Here is a 19,122-nt window from a genome sequence, read left to right as displayed (position 1 = left end):
TGATTATACTTGAAAAAATACTCCAACCAGACCTTCAATCCCCTCATCATTCTTTTCAGCCTGCTTTTTGCTTATGGCTGTGTAGCAAATAAAGATACTGCTATCGACCGTAAGTTTCAAAACTTGACGGCACGCTATAACTATATCTATAATTCTAAGGTACTGCTCACCGAATATAATGACGGTTTACTGCAAAGTTACCCTGATAATTACGAAAAAACATTACCTGTTTATCTTGATCCAGAACCACAGGTTAATTTAGTGCTTACTCCAGGTGCTCCAAATAAACAACTTGATGAGGTAATTACAAAAGGACAAACTATCATTAACGATAAAAGTTTCAGTAATTATATAGATGATGCTTACATGCTTTTAGGCAAAGCGAACTATTTAAAAGGAAACTATTTCATTGCATCCGAATATTTTGATTATGTGGCTAAAGCTTACGACAAAGATCTACAGACCTTTATTATGGCCATGAACTGGAAAGCACGCAGCCAAATGGAATTAAATAATATGGTGGTGGCTGAGAAAATTCTAGATACCATGCTTCGTGCTGCCGATAATCTAAAGAAAGATATCGCCGAACCTTTGGCTACAACCGCCCAAATGAGGATATATCAAAAAAGAAATAAAGAGGCAATCCTGCTGCTCGAAAACGCTGTTCGGTCAAGCGATGAAAAACAATTCCGTATCCGATGGCGGTATATTTTAGCGCAACTGCAAGAACAGGAGAACGACCTTCAAAATGCATTTATTAATTACACAAAAGTTGAAAACAGTAATGCACCATTTGAAATGTATTTCCATGCCAATTTGCAACGCATAAAGCTAAGGGCATTGATTAGCGGCTACAAAGTCGATGAAGACAAGGCGTTGTTGGCGTTACTAAAAGACGATAAAAATTTCGACTATACCGATCAAATATATTATCAGGTTGGCGAGCTTTTCTCGAAGGAAGGCAAATTTGTGAAAGCAGAAGAAAACTATCAAAAATCAGTTCAGAAGAGCACAAAAAATCAAAACCAAAAAGCATTATCTTATTTAAAAATTGCCGATTTAAATTTTAAGGAGCTTAACAACTACATCAAGGCAAAACTATACTATGATAGCACGGTGTTGATTATGCCAAAAAACTTTCCTGATTATGATAAAATTGTTAAAAAGGCAGATAATCTTCAGTATTTAACAGATCGTTACACGATAATTTCGAAAGAAGACACAGCTCAAATGATTGCGAAGTTACCAGCAACGGATCGCGAGGCAAAAGTGAAAGCGTATTTAACTCAGAAAATTGAAGTAGCAACTATTCCGATTGCAAATAATCAAAGCCTTAATAATCCCGATTTTCCGAACCAGACTTTAAATTCACCTCAAACTGGTTCTGGTAATACCTTCTATTTTAACAACAATGCAGCAATAAGTACTGGTTTTGCCGATTTTAAAAAGCGCTGGGGCAACAGACAATTAGAAGATAACTGGCGTCAAAGCCAGCGCTCATCTGCTCAGGAAAATGCACAGGTAATGTCTGGCGGAAACGTAGCCAACACCATCGCCCCTGCAAATGGAACAACTGCCGCAACAACAGCAGATCAAACTTCGATAGAGAAACAATATCTGGACGCATTGCCAGTTACACCAGAACTGCTTATTACTTCAGATCAGAAAATTATAGATGCTTATTTTGAAATCGCTAGTTTCTATCAGCAAGAGCTGAACGACAAAAAAGAAGCTAATAAAATTTACGATGAACTTTTAAGAAGATATCCAAACAATAACCACCTCGCTGCCATTTATTACAGCTTATACCTAAACAACAAAGGTGTTGATGAGAATAGATCAAATGAGCTTAAGCAGTTAGTGCTAACAAAATACCCTGAATCGAATTACGCCAAAACGATTTTAGATCCATCATTTTCTGCCAAACAGAGTGCGATGGAAAACATGGCAAATAAAAACTACAACGTGGCTTTTGAGGCCTACGCTAAAAAGGATTATCCAAGCGTAATTAAACAAGCCAATGATAATGTAAACGCGTTTCCTGATGACGATCTGGCCCCACAATATGCCTACTTAAAGGCAATTGCCGTTGGCCGTACCTCGAAACTAGATCCATTATTGGCCGAGTTTAATTCCATTACCGCCCAATACCCAAACGATTTAATTGTTACGCCATTAGTGCGCGATCATTTAAAGTATATCGAAGCAAACCTGGCTGAGTTTAAGCAGCGCCCTGTTGCCTTGATCGACTTTGATTCAAACGAGCCTCGTTTCCTGAGCCAGGTAAAACCAATTGCTTTACCTACAAAGCCGCTGAATACAGATATTAATGCTGCCGCAGAAGTGAAACCAGTAGAAACCGCTGTAAAACCAATGGAGAAACCCAAGGAAGTTAAACCTGTTGACGTAGTAAAACCCACCAGCATTTTTAGCGCAGCCACATCTAACGAGTATTATTATGTTATCGATGTAGCCGATGCTACATTAACTTTAAGTTCGTCACGCTTCGGGATTGGTCAGTTTAACCGTGGAAATTATCCAGATAATGATCTCGCGCACAAATTGGTTGAGCTGGATAATAACCAATTGATTTATATTACCAGTTTTATCGATTTAGAAGATGCGAAGATTTACGAATCGAGCATTGCTGGTCAGTTAAAAAACATAATGAAAGTTCCGGCAAATCTTTACAGAGGATTTATTATCAGCAAAGAGAATTTCGAAAAGCTGAATAGCAGAGATCGCGTTAATGAATATTTGGAATTTTTAAAAGACAACTATAAATAGGCATATAACTGCCTAAAAAAAGGCCGAAAAAAGAGTTCATCAAAATTTTAATAAATTTGTGGCCAAAATGGCTTCCAATTTGCTAGGCCTTTGCATTAATTACAACACAAAATGAATAAATCCCTTTCTGCACAAGAAACAAAAAGTTATAGTTTAATCATCTGGAAAATCTTGGTAGGCGGAATAGCGCTTTTTGCCATTTTTATATCTATGATCGGACTTGGTCTTTTTGGCGAATTACCTTCTTTCAGAGATATTGAACACCCAAAAAGTAACCAGGCATCAGAAATTATTGCGGAAGATGGACGCCCTCTGGGAACCTATTTTGTACAAAACAGATCCAATGTTACCTATAAAGATATTTCCGAAAATGTGATCAATGGCTTAATTGCAACTGAGGATACCCGTTTCAAAGATCACTCAGGAATCGATTTCAAACGTACCTTCACCATCATCGGCTATAATTTAATCGGCAAAAAACAAGGTGCAAGTACAATTACTCAACAGTTGGCCAAAAATCTATTTCCGCGAGAATCCAACCTGAATTTTTTCTCTTTGGTACTCACCAAATTTAAAGAGTGGATAGTTGCAGTAAAGTTAGAGCGTAATTACACAAAGGAAGAGATCATCACGATGTACCTCAATACTGTAGATTTCGGTAATCAGGCTTATGGAATTAAATCAGCAGCAAGAGTTTATTTTAATACCACTCCCGATAAACTAACTTTAACCCAGGCGGCAACTTTGGTTGGCATGCAAAAGGGGATTACGATGTACTCGCCTACCCGACATCCGGAGCGTTCGAGAAACCGGAGAAATACTGTTATGGCTATGATGGTAAAATCTGATTTGTTAACCCAAAAAGATTTTAACGAAGAAAAAGAAAAACCTTTAGGTTTGAAATTTAACGCTGCAACTGTCAATGATGGCATTGCACCGTATTTTAGATCAGTTTTGAAAAACGATATCAAAACAATCTTCCAGGAGCAGGGAATAGTAAAGCCAGATGGTACACCATATGATTTGGACCGTGATGGATTGAAAATCTACACCACCTTAAATTTCGACATGCAGAAATATGCCGAAGAAGCCCAAAAAGAGTATATGAAGGTTTTGCAGGCCCAGTTTATCAGTAGTTGGAAAGGGAGAAATCCATTTAAAGGAAAAGAATTACAAATTGAGCAAGGTGTAAAAAGGTCAGATCGGTATAAAGCCTTAAAACTGGAGGGTAAATCTGACGAGGAAATAAAAGAAAATTTCAACACTAAAGCAGAGATGACCATTTTTACCTGGAAGGGTGACATTGATACCGTTATGAAACCCATTGATTCGGTTCGCTATTATAAAATGTTATTGCGTAATGCGATGATGACGATGGATCCAACAAACGGCCATGTGAAGGCCTGGGTTGGGGGAATTGACTATGAGCATTTTAAATATGATCAGGTTAAAATGGGAACCAGACAAGTAGGGTCAACAGCTAAACCATTTACTTACGCCGTTGCTATTGAAAATGGATATTCGCCTTGTTATACCGTTTCTAACACACCGGTAACGATTGAAGGTTACGGAGAAAACTGGACGCCGAGGAACTCAGGAAAACCACTTCCTGGCGCCATAACACTACAAAAAGCACTAGCTTATTCTCAAAATTATGTGACGGCATTTTTGATGAAACAGGTTGGACCAGTAGCAGTTTCCAATTTGGCAACCAAAATGGGTATTCCAAATGTTCCTGCTTATCCTTCCATTTGCCTTGGAACCTTCGATTCATCTATCTATAACATGGTGGGTGCTTATGGTGCATTCGCAAATAAAGGCGTTTATACAAAACCAATTTACTTGCTGAAGATTGAAGATAAAAATGGGGTTGTGCTTTTCTCGCAAAAAGAGATTCCAAAACCGATCATGAGCGAAGAGGTGGCCTACGTAATGACCAGAATGCTGAAAGGGGTTGTCTCAAATGGAACAGGCTCCAGATTGAATTATAAGTACAAAGTTAACGCACCAATCGGCGCAAAAACAGGCACCACACAAAATAACTCTGATGGTTGGTTTATGGCCATTACACCCCAGTTAGTAACCGGTATCTGGACCGGTTGCGAAGATCGGGCATTCCACTTTATCAGTACCAATCAGGGAGAGGGTGCAAATACGGCGCTTCCTATTTTTGCAGGCTTTATTAAACGGGTTTACGCAAACCCGGCGTTAAAAATAAGTCATGCTGATTTTGAAGCCCCGAAAGCAGGCGTATCCATTACCTACGATTGTAACCAATATCAGCAACAGGAAGAGGAAACCAACCCTGAACTCGATGAGAAATTAGGCTTTTAATCCAAGCATGGATAGTCTGAATCTTTGCGTAGCTTATGGACGAGCCGAAATTCTTTTACACAACATTGAATCCTTATCGGTTTAGATAGCGGTTTCGCATTTGAATACTATTTTTGTAATTAATGAGCACTTTTGACCATAAAACCGCACTGACCGCAATTCCGCATAAACCTGGTGTTTATCAATATTGGGATGCAGATGGAAAGTTGATGTATATTGGTAAAGCAAAAGACCTTCGCAACCGCGTTGGCTCTTATTTCAATAGCGATAAGCAACAATTTAACGGCAAAACCAGAGTGCTGGTTTCCAAAATCAGGAAGATAACTTTTACTATTGTTGATACAGAGATTGATGCCTGGTTGCTTGAAAATAGTTTGATCAAAAAGCATCAGCCTAAATTTAATATCAATTTAAAGGACGATAAAACCTACCCATGGATAATCGTTAAAAACGAACCCTATCCACGCATTTATTGGACTAGAAAAGTAATCAAAGATGGATCAACCTATTTCGGCCCTTATGGCTCCATTGGCATGATGCACACTATCTTAGATCTAATTAAGGAAACATATCCTCTACGAACTTGTTCGCTGCCATTAAATGATAAAAATATTGCTGACGGCAAGTTTAAAGTATGTCTGGAATTTCAGATTGGAAATTGTAAAGGCCCATGTCAGGCCTACCAAACAGAAAGTGATTACAACCAGAATATTGTTGAGATTAAAGAGATTTTAAACGGCAAAATTGGTAATGTGATTAGGGATGTCAAGGGCATTATCAAAACTGCTTCAGAAGAATTGAACTTCGAACTGGCACATCAATATTCGCGAAAACTTCAGGTTTTAGAGAAATATCAAAGTAAGTCGACCGTGGTTAATAGTGCCATTACCAATGTTGATGTGGTGAGCATTGCTTCTGATGAGCGTTATGCTTTTGTGAACTACCTGAAAGTGATGAACGGAACTATCATTCAAACGCAAACTATTGAAATTAAAAAGCAATTGGATGAAAGTGATGATGAACTTTTGATCACAGCGATGTTGGAGTTCAGAACAAAGTTCAACAGTACATCAAAAGAAATAATTATTCCATTTGAACCCTCTTTGGAAGATGAAACGTTAAAATTTACGGTTCCAAAACTCGGTGAAAAAAAGAAACTTTTAGAGCTGTCGCAGAAAAACGTATTGTTTTTCAAAAAAGAAAAACTAAATCAATACGAAAAGTTAAATCCTGATTTAAGGACAGATCGCATTTTAACAACCATGCAAAAAGATTTGCGACTAACGCAATTGCCGAAGCATATTGAATGTTTTGATAACTCCAACTTTCAAGGCAAATACCCTGTCTCGGCAATTGTTGTTTTTAAAGATGCCAAACCTTCCAAGAAAGATTATCGCCACTTCAACGTGAAAACAGTTGAAGGTCCAAATGATTTCGCGACCATGGAGGAGGCTGTGTTTAGACGTTATAGGCGCATGCTTGACGAAGACCAGCCTTTGCCTCAACTAATTATTATTGATGGCGGTAAAGGGCAGCTTTCATCGGCCATGAAAAGCTTGAAGTTGCTTGGCATCGAAAATCGTGTAACGGTTATTGGTATTGCGAAACGATTGGAAGAACTTTTCTATCCAGGTGATTCGTTTCCGCTTTATCTCGATAAAAAATCAGAAACGTTAAAAGTAATTCAACAACTCCGTGACGAAGCGCACAGGTTTGGTATTACCTTTCACCGCAAAAAGCGTGATCAAGGAACTTTAAAAACCGAATTGGAACAAATTGAAGGCATTGGTAAAACTACAGCCGACAAATTGCTAAAACATTTTAAATCGGTTAAGAAAATAAGAGAAGCTACAGAAAAAGAATTAAGCGAGGTGCTTAATAAGAAGCAGATGATAACTTTGCAGGATTATTTTACCCCGCAGCCCCCTGAAAAGGGATTTGAAAATCCATCCTAATAGTTTAGGTGCACATCAATTTTTAGTAATAGAAATTAGTCAATTGCGTGCATGCGGTAAGAAGGCTTCATACCTCGCAATGACGATCTGTTTAACTGATGGGGAGCTAAAAATAAAAAAGCTCCGATGAAAATCGAAGCTTTTCCTTTAGTATTCCCAAAGTCCCTGTTCGTAATCAAGAACCGACTTTTTAATTCTTTCTGATTCGTATAGTCGTTGTCTAGGATCAGCAATAATATCTCTTAACTTATTATCTCCAGGATTTGATTCCTTAACAATATAACTGCTAAACAGACGGCGTATAAAAAAATCATCAAAGCTTAACGATGAAGCATCATTGTTGGTATTGATTAAACGTTTCTTTGTCAATATTTCCCTTGCTTCTGGATAATATACCCAAAAAACAGGTTGCCATTGCTTTGAAACCTCATTGTATTTCATTGGTGCAATACCTACAATACGTGGCTCAAAAATAGAACGTTTAACATCAAAAATCCAGTCTTCTTTAATTCTAAACTTTAAAAAAGATTCAGGGTTAAGATCATTTGCAACAGTTTTTACAGTACCTGCTTTAGCATCTGTAACTTCTACGGTTCCGGCGGCTGCCATCATTGCAGAATCTTTCGTCATTGGTGTATTGAAAGCATCATCTTCGTTCAGCACACTATCAATAGGCGCATAAGCAGTTAATTCTTCGGCTTTAACAGCAGCTAAGATCACATCAATTAATCTTGATTTCGGAGACTTTAGCGATGAATTCACGGTATCCCTTAAGTCAATTTCTCTCCAGATACGCTTTGCATAAAATACATCTTCCTCTCTAACATCAGCCAAAGGCACCATTTCCGTACTATCAATATCCTTACGGGCATAAAAACCATCCTTCGGTGGAACCTTAAGCTTTTTCTTGGCTACTTTAACTGGCGCTGCAACGGTATCGGCGACAGGTGCTGGTGCAACTGCAACTTTTTTTGGAGCCAATTTACTTGGCTTTTTCTGTGCGAAAGCCAACGTAGTAAATAAAGCCAAGGCAATGATGCTTACAATCCTTTTCATCTTCTTCTTATTTAACACTGAATGCTAATGAAGGTAAAACATTCTGGCGGCCATCAGGACCAACAGAAACGATATCTTCAAAAAATACTCTGGTACCTGGGGTTACAGAATTAATTGCCGCTTTGACAGCGCCAGCAAAATTACCACCACTACCAGAAATAGTAACCGCGTCTGAACGTGGTTTTATAACCGTTAATTTATAACGTTGAATTCTGAACTTTACATCGAAAGGGAAATCATCAAGATCTGCTTCGATTTCTGATTCACTTTTCAATTGAACAGAAGCGATGTCACCACCAGCTCTTCCACCAACTTTAGCTACTGGCTTTGGAATTGCTTTTACTCTAAATTTCTGTGCGCCTAAACTCACTGTTTTACCAGCATTGCTTGCACTTACGTTTATAGAAACTTCGCTCCCCACCTGTCCCCCAGAAACGTTTACACTGTAGTTTCCATTTGAACCAGACATTGATCCGGCCGATATAGAAGCACGAACACTTTCTAACGGAAAACCGGCAGCAGAAACCGTGAATGGGTTTGGAATACCAGCATAAATTACATTCATCTTTGTAGATGAAACGGTAGCAGATGGCTTTGCTACCTGATATTTTTGAGGCTGCGTTTTGTATTCCTTAACTTGTCCATCAGTTTGGCGAACACGAATAGTACCTACCCAAGTAAATTCACCAACGCTGCTTGTACCACCCGTGTAAGTTCCTTTACCTTCTTTAATGGATAATTTATTCCCGTTGACGGTAATATCAGGAGTTGATCTTGAATCACTAGCTGTCAAGAATACCTCAGCGGTATAAGGCTGTCCTTGAATAACATAAGATGTGGGTGCTACTGCTACGGCTGCAAACTGATCTAAGTTAACCTGAGCTTTATCCATATTTCCGAATAACTTTTTAACTACCTCTGCCTCGGCATTTTTAGTATCTGTTTGCAGTTTTGTCAAAATGGTCATCGCAGCTGTTAACGGTGTTCCCTCACCAAAGTAAGTTTCTTGCCAGTTGCCTTTTCTCTTTCTAACCGGATCTTTGGCCTCTAGTGAAAAAGCAACAGTTGCTCTATCAGCTGGATCTAGTAAGGAAATCAGCTTCTCACGCGTAGCGTTAATTCTTTTCTTTAATTCATCAGCTTTCTTTTGGTTGATCATGATATTCTGAGCAATATCCTGATTAGATCTGTTTACCAAATCATCAGTTTCGGGATCTATACCATCTCCAGCTGTAGTAAATTCTTTCTTTAAACTCTCAATGTAGTTATTCAGATTATCTGCAGCTGCCTGTGCTTGTTTAGCCTTCTCGTAAATCGGTTGTGCACGAGCCGGCTCTTCTTTCAGTTTCGAATTTTCGAAAGCAGAAAATAGCTGATTGATACTGGTGTTTACATTGTTTTTAGAGGTATCCAAACTATCGTTTATATTTTTGAATGCATCTAAAATTGTATCTGATACGTTTAAGGCAAGCATAGCCAACAATACCAAATACATGATATTGATCATCCGCTGCCTTGTTGTTTCTTTTCCTCCTGCCATGTGTTATGTAGCTTTTTTTTTAAAAAATTAAAAACTAGATAATTTATACACGTGGGCCATTCATAGCCGATAACATATTGCCATAAATCGAATTAAGCGATGCCAGGTTCTTCGCTAACTTATTCACTTCTTCTTTAAACTGTTTCGAATCTTCCATCGATTCGTTAAAGTTTTGCATAGTTAAAGATAAGTTCGAATAGAATTTATTCATCGATTTTAAATGTGCGCTTGAATCCTGTAGTTCCAATTCATACACTGCATTTAAAGCAGATAAGTTTTTAGCCAAGTTGTTAACCTGATCGTGATAAGCTTGAGAATCCACATTGCTCTCACCCATTGCTTTTAAGTTAGCTGTGGCTTTTTCAAAAGATGCGCTTAAATTATCAAAACCAGCAGACGCTGTTTTTACTTTGCTTGTAAATTCGTTTGTAGCAGTTGATGCATCAGCAACATTTGAAATCGTTGCAACTTTATCACCAAATGTGCGCAAACCAGAACCTAAACTCTCTATCAATTCCGGTCCAATTTTAGCGTCTGATAACATTTTATCGAATGCTGCTGTATTTCCTGCTGAAACAGGTGCCGCAACCGATCTTGCAGAAGCTGTTGGCAATTCACCTTTAAAATCTTCTCTTAATTCTGGATAAACCCTCTCCCATGCTGGTTCTGGTTCTGGTGGGAAAAACCCTGTTAGAAAGAATAATATTGCTTCTACGCCTAGACCTATACCAATCATATAGTTACCCACGATACCGCCAATGTGAAGAATTTTAAATAATGCTCCTACAATTACGATACTTGCTCCCCATGAAATTGCTACGTGTAACCAGCCTGGTTGTTTCTTTGCTGCCATAAAATTTTGATGTTTTTCTTAGTTTTTAGTTGTTTGGTTTGTTTTTTAATTTCTTAAATCAGTTCCTGGGTAAGAGGAAACGCATCTAAAGCCAATATATGATCTTTGTGTATCCTGATATTCATATGTTGAAACTGCATTTTGAAGGAAATATCCTGTATCCTTCCAAGAGCCACCTTTAATGATTTTACGTTTTTTATACTTGCTATCTCCAGCATTTGCATCGTAAGTAAAGTTTGGACTTAAATCATGTAATAATGGGGCTGCACCTTTATTATAAGCAGTAATTGTCCACTCAGAGACGTTCCCGGCCATGTTATACAAACCGTAATCGTTAGGAAAGTATGATCTTACACCAACCGTATAAATACCACCATCGCTAGAATAATCTCCGCGGCCAGGCTTAAAGTTAGCTTGTAAGCACCCTTTTGTATTTCTGATGTATGGGCCTCCCCAAGGATATTTTGTTTTGGTATTACCACCTCTGGCTGCATATTCAAACTCGGTTTCCGCTGGTAATCTGTAATCAGATCGCGAGCCTACAGGCATTCTCCTTGCCTGCGCAACACCATCATATAATCTTGTTCTCCACTGACCGAATGCTTTTGCCTGCTCCCAACTTACTCCCACCACAGGATAGTCATCATAAGAAGGGTGGCTATAGTAAGCACGAACCATTGGATCATTCATCGAGTATGAGTAATCTGTTTTCCAAACCATTGTATCAGGATAGATAGCAATGGTATAACGATCTATATAATCCTGACGTTTGCTATTCGGATTTTTATGTCCTAAAGCCGCTTTATCCATGTTAAGCTCCGCATACGAATACTCCAATTTGCGTACATCTATTTCCTTTTTTCCTGGTAAGGCATCTAATCCTGAATAGTACATGCCGTCCAATTGACTAACTTGAGCACCACTGGCACCTTTCCCTTTGTTCCGCCAAATATTTACACCATTGTTGCCTACTTTTTTCCAATCGATGTATTTTTCACCACCGAGTGCATTAGCTGCGTTTCCTTTTGAAGTAATCATAAACTGCTGTGGATTACCCATCATGGCAATTGCAATCGAATCTCTAACCCAATTGGTAAACTGACGATACTCAGCGTTTGAAATTTCAGTTTGATCCATAAAAAAGGCAGGAATAGTAGTCATCCTACTAGGACCATTCTGCGAGAAAGTAATATCTTCATCGGATCCGCCGAGTGGTGTATGCCCTGGGGGGATGTAAACCATACCCAAAGGGATTCTGTTGTTTTTGAATTTCCGGTTATAAGCCCCCACTAGCTCGCCCTGACCCCCATGGCCACAACTTGCTAGCAAAACAGTTATACCCGCAATAGCTAGAAGGTAGATTTTCTTCATATTTTTTATAATGTGCCAAGCACGATTAGGAGCAATTTTATCAAAAATCATCGAAATAATCAACAATTGCAAATATTTTAAGTTAAATCGTTTGTTTAAAACAAATTGGGCTAGTTAAACCCTGTTTGCCTAATTGTTTGTTACAAATAAAAGCGTAACCCTGTTATAACAGCAAAGTTACGCTTTTATTGTGTTGAATAAGAATAGATTGTCGAGTGTATTATTTATTAGATACTTTAATATAATTTTCAATGGCCATTGTCATTGAGGGAACACCTGGGGTTGGCGCTGCAATATCAACAGTCAGATCCATATCAGTACACGCTTTACTTGTATTTACGCCAAAGGCAGCAATACGGGTATTATTCTGTTTAAAATCAGGGAAATTTTTGAATAGCGATTGAATACTAGATGGGCTGAAAAAGGCAATTACATCATAAAAAACTTCGGCAAGATCAGATAAATCACTAACTACGGTTCTAAAGAGCACAGCAGGTGTAAAATTATAACCAGTCTTTTCCAAAAACTTCATGGTATCTTCTGTTGCTACATCAGAACAAGGGTATAAAAACTTTTCGTTCGCGTGTTTTTTTAGCACTTCAGCCAAATCTGCAGCGGTTTGTTTACCAAAGAAAATCTTACGCTTTCTGTACTGAATGTATTTCTGAAGATACAAGGCGATGGTTTCAGACAAGCAAAAATATTTCAATTCTGCAGGAACATCATAACGCATTTCTTCACAAATTCTGAAAAAATGATCGGCAGCATTCCTACTGGTAAAAATAACAGCCGTAAAATCGGCTAGGTTAATTTTGTCTTTTCTAAAGTCTCTTGCTGGCACTCCTTCAACATGAATGAACGACCTAAAGTCAACCTTTAAATTGTGCTTTTTGGCCAAATCGTAGTAAGGAGATTTTTCTGTTTCAGGTTTTGGTAAAGTAACCAAAATACTTTTCACTTTGCGAATTCTGGAGTCGTTCTTTTCTTGCATTTTCCTTTTTCCTGCTACAATCCTATCGTTTTAATTAGTATTAAAATAGGACATATTTCGAGGGCGCAAAAGTACAAAAATAAATGCATTTTGGAAAACTTATTGTTAGAAAGTATAGTAACCCCAGCCCTAAGCAATTGAAACGCAAAAATTACCCCTAACAATAAGACCGCCAATATGATATATACTTCTCCATATTTTAAAGGTGATAAAGCAAACGATACCACTAAAGGGATAAAGAGCAGGGAGGCGTTAAAGTAACTAAGATACAATATGGAGATGTACTCACCTACGGGTTTTTGAACATTAAATAAAAATCCCAAAAACCTTAACACGACTAATTTTAAGGCATAGAACAGTATAATCGTGATCGAAATCGTGAAGAAAAACTTAAATCCATCCTTCGCTTGATACATATCTCTCCACTGGGCAACCAAAAAGAAAAACATTCCAAAAACGAAACCAAACTGAACAAATAAAAGCAGAAATGGCCATGAACTGAAAAGGTTATCTTCTTTGTTGATATTATTTAAAATCCGGTTACTAAAAAATGATTGTACAATTGCCGAGAGCTGTTTAGAAAAGGCGTTTTTCAAAATCGCAAAAATCACCAGCATCGCAAATATAAAACCAAGTAAGCCTACGTTACCTTTTGGAATTTGCGAGCCCAGTTGGTATGGATTTGCTTTTCGCTTAAGGTGTGCATATTTTTTCTGCCAGGCAATTATATCGAGTGATGGGAAGAGAAAATCCTTTTCAACACTATCTAGAAGGATGGTTTTGTCTAATAAACTATCGGGCAGCACCCAGGTATGTTTAACAATGGAGTCGGTAACAAATTTTTGCCGGGCAAGTGCAGCCGAATCCAAACGGTATCTCCTGAATTGATATTTCACCACCGCTGTTGAATCGGTATTCGCGGAAATCTGCTGTGCGACCAAGAAGTTGGATGACAACAAAAAAGCGAATAAAACGACAATGAACTTTGGCATGCTGCAAATAAAAATTAAGAAAGCAAAAGTAATCGATTAATCATTGTTTACCTAAAGAAAATAAATGGATATGGAATATGCTGTATCTTTGTGGTCAATGTCCGGTATCTATATTCATATTCCTTTCTGTAAAAAAGCTTGCCACTATTGCGATTTTCATTTCAGTACCTCATTAAAATATGCCGATGAAATGGTTGAATCCATTTGCAAGGAAATCAAAATGAAAAGGGATAGGATTTCGGGGCAAGTTGGAAGCATTTATTTTGGAGGTGGAACACCTTCCATATTATCGCAAGCCGCTTTGCAGAAAATATTTGATACCATTAACCATACTTTTTCTGTTGATACCGATGCTGAAATTACCATTGAAACCAACCCTGATGATTTAACTTCTCAAAAATTAAAGGAGTTAAAACAGCTACCTGTTAACCGGTTTAGCGTTGGGGTACAATCTTTTTACAATGAAGATTTAATCTGGATGAACCGGGCGCATAATGCTGATGAAGCCGAAAATTGTATAAAGAGAAGTCAGGATGCTGGTTTTGAAAATTTGACTCTCGATCTAATTTATGGTTATCCGCTTTTAACAGATGCAAAGTGGTTAAGCAATATTAACAGAGCAATTGAGTTAGCTGTGCCACACCTTTCTGCCTACGCTTTAACTGTTGAGCCGAGAACAGCTTTGGCCCATGCCATAAAAAACAAGCAGCAAACTCCAGTGAGCGATGGCCAAAGTGCTGCCCAGTTTGTAATTTTGATGGAAAAGTTACTGGCTTCGGGCTTCGATCACTATGAAATATCAAATTTTGCTAAGCCAGATCGTTATGCCGTTCATAATACCAATTACTGGAAGGGCGTAAATTATATTGGTATTGGCCCATCGGCACATGGTTTTGATGGACAAAACAGGTATATGAATCCGGCAAACAATGCACTTTACCTGGAGACAATTGAAAGCAATAAACTGCCAGAAGTTATAGAGCTGCTTAGCGTGAATGACAGATTCAACGAATATATCATGACATCATTAAGAACAATGTGGGGAACGGACTTGCAAAAAATAAAGGATGATTTTGGAAAGGATTTTCTGGAACAAACCAAGCACAATATTTTAGGTTTAAATGATAAGGACTGGCTTACCTACGATGGGGATAAAGTAAAGTTGAGCGAACAAGGAAAGTTATTTGCAGATCATATTGCATCGGAGTTGTTTATAATAGAATAGAAAATAGTGAATGTTTGAATTTTGAAGGAGTGAATTTTATATTTTATTCAATCCCCCACTCATTCAATAATTAAAATAGTATGTCGAAAATTGTTTGGATAACAGGTGCATCTTCAGGAATTGGAGAAGCCTTGGTTTACGAGTATTTTAAAGCTGGAGATAAACTGATCATTTCGGGTCGCAACCGTGATGAGTTGTTTCGAGTAAAGGGAAACTGCCAAAATTCATTTAATGTACATGTTTTACCTTTCGACTTAAGCGAAACTTCAGAATTAGATAGCAAGGCGAAAGATGCCATTAAAATTTTTGGCAAAATTGATTTACTCATCAATAGCGGGGGTGTAAGTCAGCGGAGCCTGGCTTTGGAAACCGACATAAAAACTGAGCATCAAATTATGAACACCAATTTTTGGGGAACTGTTGTTTTAAGCAAGGCAGTTTTACCAACAATGATAGCAAACGGCGGCGGCCAAATCGTTGTGGTCAGCAGTCTGGTTGGAAAATTCGGAACGAAGTTAAGGTCAGCGTATTCCGCTTCCAAACATGCTTTACATGGCTATTTTGATTCTCTTCGATCAGAAGTGTTTGACCAAAACATAGATGTTACTATCATTTGTCCCGGATTTATTAAAACGAATGTAACTTATAATGCCTTAACAGGCGATGGGAAATCATTGAACATCATGGGTGATGCACATGATAAAGCCATGTCTCCAGCCGAATGCGCCAAACAGATGATAAAAGCTATTCAGACAAAAAAAGAAGAGGTTTACATTGGAGGAAAAGAAACGAAAGCGGTTTGGCTGAAACGTTTCTTTCCAAAGGTTTTCTCCAAAAAAGTCCGTACAGCGACCGTAATCTAATAAATAGCAATATCATTTGATAGTGATCAAGGCTATTTTCAGGTATAAGTACTTCAGTTATTACTTGAAAATATACTTAAAGTGAAATCACCAAATGCGACCGAACTATTTAAATCATAAATTGGACTAAGCATTTAGCTGGAAAGTGATGAACTGCACTTTCCCTCAGAATCAGCGGATAATACAACCCAAACAGACCTAATTCCGCCATCGATTGAAAGATTTATGGCGGAGTTAACCTTGTTTTTTCTTGTGTGATGAAATCATGTTATATCTTATCCATTTCGAATGGCAACACAAATTAAGAAGCTGTCCTTTCTCTTGGCTTCGTTTTCAGTTAAGTTCGTTAAGTCTCTATCTATTCTTATATATCTCAATCATCGCGTCACTTTTATGTCAACAGCGTTTCAAGTTTTGTTGATTATACAGATTGAACCTACTAAGTCATTAACTTTGGCCTAATAACTAAAAGCTAGCCGCAAATAGAAATAGACTTGGCATTATACAACTGAACATGCATCCCAATATTCTAAAAATACAAAATAATATAGCGCCTTTGAGGCAGCAAATTATTAATCACAAAGTTTATTCCTCAATAAGTGATCTTGAAGATCTGCAGACATTTATGGAACACCACATTTATGCAGTTTGGGATTTTATGTCGCTGCTTAAAGCATTACAAATAAATTTAACGTGTACAACTCTACCTTGGTTTCCTGTTGGAGATGCCCTTACCAGGCAACTGATCAACGAAATAGTTGCCGGTGAAGAAAGTGATGTAGGTGCAGATGGAGAAATTAAAAGTCATTTCGAGCTATACCTGGAAGCGATGGTTCAATGCGGCGCAAATGTTAAGCCCATCAATCAATTTCTGTTGTCTTTACAGAAAGGTCGTGATTTCGACATGGCTTTTGAGTTAGCTCAAGTTCCGCCTTCAGCAAGAGCGTTTGTTGATTCGACGTTTAAGACAATAAAGAGTGGAAAAGCCCACCTGCAGGCAGCTAGTTTTACTTTTGGCCGTGAAGATCTAATCCCAAATATGTTCTTTAATATGGTTAACGATTTGAATAGCAAGCAACCAGATCAGGTTTCAACTTTTAAATATTATCTAGAACGCCACATCGAAGTTGATGGAGATCATCATAGTCACTTAGCATTAGCTATGACAGAAAAACTTTGCGAAAAAGACGAAAGTTTTTGGGCAGAAGCAGAAGAGGCAACGATAGAAGCCCTGCAAAAAAGAATTGATTTATGGGATGCCGCTTATGCAGAAATTGTGGGCAGAAAAGTTTTGGCTTAGCGTTAACAAAACATCAAGCTAATGCTAATTCTGAATTAAGTAAATTGCGTCACATTTGATTAGAGATATATTATTTGTAAAATAAAATTTACACATTTGTTGTTCGGCAACAAATAACCGATTTAAAACGCATGAGTTTCATATTAAAACCTGTAGATATCGTCGAGAATATTTCTCCCGAAGATTTCAAAAAAAATTATTTGAAAACAAAAAAACCATTGGTAATTAGGGGCTTAACAAAAGATTGGCCAGCTAGAGAAAAATGGACAACTGAATATTTAAAAGAGATTGGTGGCGACTTGGAAGTGCCTTTGTACGACAACTCAAAAGCAGATCCTTCTAAACCAATTAATGCAGCTACAGCACACATGAAATTCGGCGATTATTTGGATTTAATTAAACGCGAACCCACTGAATTGAGAATATTTTTCTTCAATTTATTTAAGAAAGTGCCAAGCTTAATTAACGATGTAAAAATACCAAAGGATTTAATGGGTGGCTTTATTGAAAGTATGCCTGCCATGTTTTTTGGCGGCTCCAATTCAGTAACATTTTTACATTACGACATCGATTTACCGCACATTTTTCATACTCATTTTGGTGGAAGAAAACATATTGTACTTTTCGACAATAAATGGAAAGATAGATTGTATTGTCTTCCAAATGCCACTTATGCTTTGGAAGATTATGATGTAGCTAATCCAGATTTCGAAAAGTTTCCTGCTTTAAAAGGCGTGGAAGGCTACGAAGTGTTTTTAGAACATGGAGATACCTTATTTATGCCAACTGGAATGTGGCATTGGATGAAATACCTTGATGGCTCATTCTCTTTAAGTTTACGTGCCTGGGATCAATCTGTTACGCGTAAAGTAGCAAGTGTTTGGAGTTTATTTACCCATGGCGCCATTGATAGCTTGATTAAAATGACTTTTAAGGAAAAATATGCACATTGGAGAGAAAAGAAAGCTGTTAAAATTGCCGAAAAAGCAATGAGAAACGGTAATCCGAGATAAATATAAATCTAAAGGGTCTTTGATTGAGGATTCAAAAAAAGCGAATAAATCGGGGCATAGGAAACGATAGTCCCGTTTTTTTTTGTTTCTGCTTTCGCAAAATCTTCATTTTCGCGAGAAAGAAAGATGAAAGCATTGCATAATCTTTATTAAATAAACGAATATCAGAATATTAATGGAACACGAAATACTTACCGAAAAACAGAAAATGCTGGCTGGCAAAGCCTACCAAGCCGGAGGGAAAGAATTATCGCAAGAAAGACTCAAAGCCCGTGAAATTGTTTATGAGTTTAATAACCTCGCTCCAAAATTTATTAAACAACGAAAAGAGTTGCTTAAAAGATTATTCGGTAAAACGGAGAAGATGTTTTACGTAGAGCCTCCTTTTCGCTGCGATTATGGTTACAATATCGAAATTGGCGATAATTTTTATGCTAACTTCAATTTAACTATTTTAGACTGCGCAAAAGTGAGCATTGGCAATAGCGTTTTCATTGCCCCAAATGTATCCATTTACACCGCCGGCCACCCGATACATGCACACCTACGCGATCAGGAATATGAATGGGCGCAAGAAGTGACGATTGGCAACAGCGTTTGGATCGGAGGAAACGTGGTAATCAACCCAGGAGTAAAAATTGGTTCAAATGTGGTGATCGGTTCGGGCAGTATTGTTACGAGAGATATTCCGGACCATGTTTTTGCAGCAGGAAATCCTTGCAGGGTAATCCGCCACCTCACTGATGCAGACAAAGATTTTTACTACAAGGATTTCAAGTTAGAGTTGTAATCCACTAGCTAAATATAGAGAGTGACTGTGGCTTTATGGATTTTTACAGCTA

Annotated in this window: 14 protein-coding genes; 8 read left to right on the top strand and 6 right to left on the bottom strand. The window is 37.9% G+C overall.

Features of this window, described 5'->3' with window-relative positions; genetic code table 11:
• Positions 1-9 precede the first annotated feature (9 nt).
• The 3 genes from porW (at position 10) to uvrC (ending at position 7,076) form a co-directional block, all read left to right on the top strand.
• Positions 10-2,787, top strand: coding sequence for a type IX secretion system periplasmic lipoprotein PorW/SprE (gene porW / locus AC3ITD_RS22610; RefSeq protein ID WP_489362895.1), 2,778 nt, complete (start codon positions 10-12; stop codon positions 2,785-2,787).
• 111 nt (positions 2,788-2,898) lie between these two features.
• Positions 2,899-5,121: a transglycosylase domain-containing protein gene (locus AC3ITD_RS22605; RefSeq protein WP_489362894.1), complete on the top strand. Its 2,223-nt coding sequence runs from the start codon at positions 2,899-2,901 to the stop codon at positions 5,119-5,121.
• Between the two features lie 122 nt (positions 5,122-5,243).
• The gene (gene uvrC, locus AC3ITD_RS22600; RefSeq protein WP_489362893.1) at positions 5,244-7,076 is read left to right on the top strand and encodes an excinuclease ABC subunit UvrC; all 1,833 of its coding nucleotides are present in this window, start codon (positions 5,244-5,246) and stop codon (positions 7,074-7,076) included.
• 147 nt (positions 7,077-7,223) lie between these two features.
• Here uvrC and porN read toward each other — a convergent pair whose 3' ends face one another.
• From porN to AC3ITD_RS22570, 6 genes are all read right to left on the bottom strand, one after another.
• A complete protein-coding gene (porN, locus tag AC3ITD_RS22595; protein ID WP_489362892.1) occupies positions 7,224-8,132 on the bottom strand; it encodes a type IX secretion system ring subunit PorN/GldN in 909 nt (302 codons plus the stop codon).
• 7 nt (positions 8,133-8,139) lie between these two features.
• Entirely contained in the window at positions 8,140-9,672 is a 1,533-nt protein-coding gene (porM, locus tag AC3ITD_RS22590; protein WP_265799385.1) for a type IX secretion system motor protein PorM/GldM, read from the bottom strand.
• 43 nt (positions 9,673-9,715) lie between these two features.
• On the bottom strand, positions 9,716-10,525 hold the full coding sequence (gene porL, locus AC3ITD_RS22585) for a type IX secretion system motor protein PorL/GldL (RefSeq protein WP_489362891.1): 810 nt from the start codon (positions 10,523-10,525) through the stop codon (positions 9,716-9,718).
• A gap of 45 nt (positions 10,526-10,570) precedes the next feature.
• Positions 10,571-11,896: a T9SS ring complex lipoprotein PorK/GldK gene (porK, locus tag AC3ITD_RS22580; protein WP_489362890.1), complete on the bottom strand. Its 1,326-nt coding sequence runs from the start codon at positions 11,894-11,896 to the stop codon at positions 10,571-10,573.
• A gap of 220 nt (positions 11,897-12,116) precedes the next feature.
• Complete coding sequence (locus AC3ITD_RS22575) at positions 12,117-12,887, bottom strand: uroporphyrinogen-III synthase (protein ID WP_265799388.1); 771 nt, start codon at positions 12,885-12,887, stop codon at positions 12,117-12,119.
• A gap of 14 nt (positions 12,888-12,901) precedes the next feature.
• Positions 12,902-13,879 carry a DUF4271 domain-containing protein gene (locus AC3ITD_RS22570; protein ID WP_265799389.1) on the bottom strand — a complete coding sequence of 326 codons (978 nt, stop codon included), beginning with the start codon at positions 13,877-13,879 and terminating at the stop codon, positions 12,902-12,904.
• 97 nt (positions 13,880-13,976) lie between these two features.
• On the opposite strand from AC3ITD_RS22570, the gene hemW reads away from it, so the two are divergent.
• The 5 genes from hemW to AC3ITD_RS22545 all read left to right on the top strand — a co-directional run bounded on the left by hemW (position 13,977) and on the right by AC3ITD_RS22545 (position 19,070).
• Positions 13,977-15,104, top strand: coding sequence for a radical SAM family heme chaperone HemW (hemW, locus tag AC3ITD_RS22565; protein WP_489366733.1), 1,128 nt, complete (start codon positions 13,977-13,979; stop codon positions 15,102-15,104).
• An 80-nt stretch (positions 15,105-15,184) separates the two neighbouring features.
• Positions 15,185-15,967 (top strand): SDR family oxidoreductase, encoded by a 783-nt coding sequence (locus AC3ITD_RS22560; protein ID WP_489362889.1) that lies wholly within the window; start codon positions 15,185-15,187, stop codon positions 15,965-15,967.
• Positions 15,968-16,481: 514 nt separating this feature from the next.
• Entirely contained in the window at positions 16,482-17,267 is a 786-nt protein-coding gene (locus AC3ITD_RS22555; protein WP_489362888.1) for a DUF3050 domain-containing protein, read from the top strand.
• 131 nt (positions 17,268-17,398) lie between these two features.
• Positions 17,399-18,280: a cupin-like domain-containing protein gene (locus AC3ITD_RS22550; protein ID WP_489362887.1), complete on the top strand. Its 882-nt coding sequence runs from the start codon at positions 17,399-17,401 to the stop codon at positions 18,278-18,280.
• 175 nt (positions 18,281-18,455) lie between these two features.
• Entirely contained in the window at positions 18,456-19,070 is a 615-nt protein-coding gene (locus AC3ITD_RS22545) for a sugar O-acetyltransferase (RefSeq protein WP_265799393.1), read from the top strand.
• The last annotated feature ends 52 nt before the right edge of the window (positions 19,071-19,122 follow it).

The sequence above is a fragment of the Pedobacter sp. KH_004 genome, from assembly GCF_057840755.1.
This window is presented reverse-complemented; position numbering and strand designations above follow the sequence as displayed.